General features: G+C 47.7%; 2 protein-coding genes. Both read left to right on the top strand.

The window, feature by feature from the left end; genetic code table 11:
* The first annotated feature begins 293 nt into the window (after positions 1-293).
* Positions 294-842 carry a ferritin-like domain-containing protein gene (locus J3998_RS13075; protein ID WP_208151106.1) on the top strand — a complete coding sequence of 183 codons (549 nt, stop codon included), beginning with the start codon at positions 294-296 and terminating at the stop codon, positions 840-842.
* The coding region (locus tag J3998_RS13070) for a 4a-hydroxytetrahydrobiopterin dehydratase (protein ID WP_341829276.1) at positions 827-1,002 on the top strand (176 nt) is incomplete at its 3' end. The genes J3998_RS13075 and J3998_RS13070, both read left to right, overlap by 16 nt.

The following is a 1,002-nucleotide window of genomic DNA, read 5'->3' as shown; positions in this document are numbered from 1 at the left end:
GTGACGGTCTAGTTGCAGCGCACATCATTGCACGTCCGCACAACGAAGTTGAGCCTGTACTAGTAATGGGCAACGCAACAGCGACACGTCTATAAAGAATAAGGGACCCTAGAGAGTTTTGTATGAGTGGGGCACGACAGAAAAATGAGGAAAAATTTAGCTGATTTAGGCGGAAAACGCAGGTAATAGCTAGCTATTGGCAAGTTTTTCAACAACAAGCAGATAAATTTTAACCTTTTTTATTCGTACAGCCATCTCATACAGAACTCTCTTACTGAGACCAGGAGATAATCATGCGTTATCAACCAAATATGCAAGGCAACGTTATGCCTGGCGCGGCAGCGTATCCACAAGCGCAGCAAGCACAGACCGTGGCACCTAATACCCAAATTTTAGGTTACCTAGGTCGTGCGCTAAGCTTGGAATTCTCTGCAGGGCAGCATTATCTGGCTCAGGCTTCCTTATCGAAGTTCCGCAATGAAATGCAATTTGCCGAAGGTTTTGTGACCTTGGCAAACGAAGAATTTCAGCACGCCAATCTGATTACCGACCGCATGGTAGCGCAAGGCGCACTACCGGCGGGCAGTATCCTAAGTCCAGCATCGCCTGCCACCAACATCGTAGAAGCACTACGCACCTGCGAAGCACGCGAACTTGCCTTGATTCAACTATACGGTGAAGCAACGCAATACAGCCAAAATGTTGGTGCTGCTGACGACTACGCGCTATTCTCTCGTCTATATGAAGAAGAGCAAACGCAACTAGTCCGAGTGCAAGGCTGGCTAGAAGAATACTATCAAAACATGGCTGCGAACCCAGTTCCACAATGGAGCTTTACATGAGTTTAAGCTCCGCGTGGAAGCAAAAGGATAAAGCCGCAACCTTAGAAGCTCGATTTGAATTCGCCAGCTTCGAGATTTTGCGTGACTTTTTGGATGAGGTCGCTGACGTTGCAGACAACGTTGGTCATCACCCAAACCTAAGCTTCGGTCGCGAACATGT

Source organism: Thiomicrorhabdus marina (genome assembly GCF_017571465.1).
Taxonomy (GTDB): domain Bacteria; phylum Pseudomonadota; class Gammaproteobacteria; order Thiomicrospirales; family Thiomicrospiraceae; genus Thiomicrorhabdus; species Thiomicrorhabdus marina.
This window is presented reverse-complemented; position numbering and strand designations above follow the sequence as displayed.

Bases quoted from the DNA above. Each gene is read 5' to 3' on its own strand.
- J3998_RS13075 (WP_208151106.1), top strand. From the start codon at position 294: ATGCGTTATCAACCAAATATGCAAGGCAACGTTATGCCTGGCGCGGCA.